This window comes from Mesorhizobium sp. M7A.F.Ca.CA.002.15.2.1 (assembly GCF_003998715.1).
Lineage (GTDB): Bacteria > Pseudomonadota > Alphaproteobacteria > Rhizobiales > Rhizobiaceae > Mesorhizobium > Mesorhizobium ciceri.
Genome location: NZ_RZPI01000525.1, coordinates 1 through 4079, shown reverse-complemented (window position 1 = coordinate 4079; position 4079 = coordinate 1). Strand labels below are relative to the sequence as shown.

Below are 4079 nucleotides of genomic sequence, written 5' to 3'. Positions count from 1 at the left end.
GGGATCGCCAGGCACTGCTTCGACGGTCGGCAGCATGGACGGTGTGCTCTGCCCGCCTGCGGCGGCGAGGCCGGCGGCGCGGCCTTCGGCGATGGCTTCGGCCGTCGAGAAGCTTCCGGTGAAGGCGCCTGCGCCGATCCAGCTCTGTGTCGGCTCTGGCGGCAGGAAAGCTTGCCGCGCGGCGTTCCATTCCGCCTTGGCGCCGGCCTGGCTGGCCAGATGGATGGTCGGCGACCAGCCGCCGGACATCAGCAGGCAATCGGCATGGATACTGCGTGCATCACCGATGAGTGCCCCATTGGCCATGTCGAAGCGCTGCAGCTTGAGGCCGGACAGCGCCTTGCCGCCTTCGGTGGCGACGACGGCATGGCCGGCAAAGATCTCTGCCTCGGCTTCCGCGGCCAGCTTGCGCATCTCCGGCGAAAGTTCCGGCCTGACATCGGCGATGGCGACGACCGCGGCGCCGGCCTTCTTCAAGGCGACAGCCGCCCGATAGGCGCTGTCATTGTTGGTGAACAACGCGATCCGCTCGCCCGGCAGCACGCCGAATTCGTTGGCATAGCGCTCGGCGGCATGCGCCAGCATCACGCCTGGCCGGTCATTGCCGGGGAAGATGAGCGGCCGCTCGAACGCACCAGTGGCCAGGACCACGGATTTGGCGCGGATCGCCCAATAGCGATGGCGCGGCTCGCCCTTGCCGGGGTGCTCCTTGTGGTCGCTGACCCGTTCGAGCGCCGCAAGCGTGTTGTTGTCGTAGTAACCCCACACCGTGGTGCGCGGCAGAAGCCGGACATTGTCGCGGCCTGCGAGCTGGGCGACGGTGCGCCGCGCCCAATCGGCGGCAGGCGCGCCATCGATCGTTTCCTCGGACCAGTTGGCCGAACCGCCGAAATGCGGCTCGAGATCGGCCAGCATGACGCGCGCACCCTGATCGGCGGCGGCCTTGGTGGCCATCAGGCCGGCCGGCCCCGAGCCGACGACCAGCACGTCGCAAAAGGCGTTCATGCGTTCGTAGCGGGCCGGGTCTTTCGCCGATCCGGCACTGCCGAGACCGGCTGCGCGGCGGATGAAGTGTTCGCAGAACATCCAGAAACGCGTGCCCTTGAGCGGGCCGAACACCGGTCCCATGAAGGTCTTGTAGTAGAACCCGGCCGACAGGATCTTGCCGCCGAGCTGGTTGACGGCGTTGATGTCCCAGGCAAGCGAGGGAAAGCGGTTCTGGCTGATGGCAACCAGCCCGTCATGGATCTCGACCATGGTCGCTGGAATGTTGGGCTCGCGAACCTCGCCCTTCAGCACCGTCACAAGCGCGTTGGGTTCCTCGACGCCTGCGGTGAGCAGGCCGCGTGGGCGATGGTATTTGAACGAACGCCCGTACAACGTGACGCCCTTGGCCAGCAGGGCTGACGCCAGCGTGTCGCCGGCATGGCCGGTGTAGGCCGTGCCATCGAAGGTGAAGCGGATGGTTTTCAGCCGGTCGATGCGGCCGCCGGTGTCGGCACGGCGCGGGCTCATGCCTTGTCCTCCGCCTTGCGGCGCGCGGCCGGCCCATGATCGCCCCGCGCAAAGGCAACGCTGGAAATCTCATGCGTCAGCGTGTTGCGCACGACCTTGAGATGCGCGCGGCAGCCGCCGGAATGTTGCCAGATCTCATTGTGGTCGCCGGCCGGATTCAGCCGGTCATAGACATAGGCGTTCCACGCCTCGAAATTCTGCGAGGCGGGGTCGGGACGCTCACGATTGCCGTCACCCTGATAGGTGAACTCGATGACGTCGCGCGGGCCGCAATAGGGGCAAGTGATCAACATTGGACTCTACCTATTGCCTAATGCAGCCGCGGGTTTGCACCCTGGCCCTTGTCGTCGATCACCAGCCCGCGGTGGAAGCGGTCGAGCGTGAAGGGCGCGTTGAGGTCGTGCGGCTGGTCCTTGGCGATGGTCCAGGCGAAGCACCAGCCGGAAGCCGGCGTCGCCTTGAAGCCGCCATAGCACCAGCCGCAGTTGAGATACATGCCAGGCAGGGGGCCGGCGGTGATGATCGGCGAGCCGTCCATCGACATATCGCAAACACCGCCCCAGGAGCGCAGCATGCGCACGCGCGCGAGTCCCGGAAACAACGCCAGCATTTCACTCATCACCTCGTCGACGACAGGCAGATTGCCGCGCTGGGCGTAGCTGTTGTAGCCGTCGATGTCGCCGCCATAGATGAGGCCGCCCTTGTCCGACTGCGACATGTAGAAATGGCCCATGCCGAAGGTGACGACCGTGTCGATGAAGGGCTTCAGCGATTCCGTGACGAAGGCCTGCAGCACATGGCTCTCGATCGGCATCGTCTCGATGCCGGCCATCTGCATGACGCGTCCGGTGCTGCCGGCGACCGCCACGGCCACCTTCCTGGCGCGGATGTCGCCGCGCGAAGTGGTGACGCCTGATATGCGGTCGCCGTCGCGCAGGAAGCCGGTGACCTCGCAATTTTCGATGATGTCGACGCCGCGCCTGTCGGCGCCGCGCGCATAGCCCCAGGCCACCGCATCGTGGCGGGCGGTGCCGGCGCGGCGCTGCATCAGGCCGCCGACCACCGGGAAGCGAGCGCTGTCGGAGATATCGAGCGCCGGAATCAGGCGTTTGATCTCAGCCTTCGTCATCAGTTCGGCATCGACGCCGAGATGGCGCATGGCGTTGCCGCGCCTTGCATAGTCGTCGAACTGGGCCGGCGTGTGCGCCAGGTTCAGGCAGCCGCGCTGCGAGAACATGACATTGTAGTTGAGCTCGTGCGACAGGTTCTCCCACAGCTTCATCGAGTGTTCGTAGAAGCGGGTGTTGGCAGGCAGCAGATAATTCGAGCGCACGGCCGTGGTGTTGCGGCCGACATTGCCGGAACCGAGCCAGCCCTTTTCCACAACGGCGACATTGGTGATGCCGTGTTCCTTGGCAAGATAATAGGCGGTCGCCAGCCCATGACCGCCGCCACCGATGATGATGACGTCATAGGACGCCTTCGGGTCAGGCTTGCGCCATGCCGGCTTCCAATCCTTGTTTCCCTTGAGCGCGTTCGCGAGCAGCGAAAAGGCCGAGTACTCTGCCATTGATGTCATCCGGTTCGGGCGATGCGGCAGACTATAGAGCAGGCCGCATCCGCAAAGCCAATATTGCGCCATCGCCTTTCGACTGGCCGACGCCCGGGATGGGATCACTCGGCGTGAGTGATCGGTTGGGGCCAATGATCGGATGGGCTCGCGATACGACGGCTTGCCCCATGATAGGGCCGTCTTTATCAAGGACAGGCTTTCAAATTGCCTTTGCCGCCGATGAGTCGCCAACAAATCATGCTTTTCCGATTGCTTCGTCTCATCCTGGTACTCACGCTGGTCGTTTCGGCGCCGCTTTCGTTTGAGGCGATGGCGCAAGCGCTCGGCCAGGGCTCGGCCGGTTTGGTCACCGATCAGCAAAAGGTCATCCAGGATCTAACGGCCAAGACGGACGATCTCGAGAAGAAGATACAGCAGGACGGTGAGGACGATGCCTCACTCGTGGAGATCCGTCTGCAGCTGGAGGACCTGTCGCGGGCGGCACTCACCAGTGCGCTGGTATTCCGCTCGCGGCTCACCGAGATCAACAATCGCATCGAGGTGCTGGGTCCTCCACCGGCGGCGGGCCAGCCGCAGGAGCCCGACATCGTGACGGGCGAGCGTCAGGCGCTTGCATCGGAAAAGGCCGAGATCAACGCGGTCGTTGCCAGCGCACAGAACCTGTCGATCCGCATCAGCGGGCTGATCGACAAGATCGGCAATATGCGCAGCGAGCTGTTCCGCAATCTTTTGACCAAGCGCTACGTGCTGTCGGATGCGCTGAGCCCGCAGGTGTTTTCCGACGCCCGCGACGAGTTCGGCAATCTCTACAAGGCGGTGTCGTCCTGGTTGAGCTTTGCCTTCAAGTTCAAGTTCCAGGCGATCCTGGCGGCAACCTTCGTGGCGCTCGGGCTGGCGCTGGTGCTGCTGGTTGGCGGCAGGCGTCTGTTCGGGCGGGTGTTCGAAGCCGACCCCACCAATGAGGACCCATCCTATCTCAGCCGCCTTTCGG

3 protein-coding genes and 1 pseudogene are annotated in these 4079 nt (G+C 64.6%); 1 reads left to right on the top strand and 3 read right to left on the bottom strand.

Translation table 11 applies throughout. From position 1 onward, the window contains the following. From ENZ74_RS24220 to ENZ74_RS24210, 3 genes are all read right to left on the bottom strand, one after another. On the bottom strand, positions 1-1515 hold a 1515-nt coding region (locus ENZ74_RS24220; protein WP_127313036.1), incomplete at its 3' end, for a 2Fe-2S iron-sulfur cluster-binding protein. Then, positions 1512-1808: a sarcosine oxidase subunit delta gene (locus ENZ74_RS24215; protein WP_027160522.1), complete on the bottom strand. Its 297-nt coding sequence runs from the start codon at positions 1806-1808 to the stop codon at positions 1512-1514. The genes ENZ74_RS24220 and ENZ74_RS24215, both read right to left, overlap by 4 nt. Positions 1809-1825: 17 nt before the next feature. Then, positions 1826-3085, bottom strand: coding sequence for a sarcosine oxidase subunit beta (locus ENZ74_RS24210; RefSeq protein WP_063170258.1), 1260 nt, complete (start codon positions 3083-3085; stop codon positions 1826-1828). 240 nt (positions 3086-3325) lie between these two features. Between ENZ74_RS24210 and ENZ74_RS24205 the strand changes: the two are divergent. Beyond that, positions 3326-4079 (top strand): annotated as a pseudogene (locus tag ENZ74_RS24205) (mechanosensitive ion channel family protein); the annotation flags it as partial.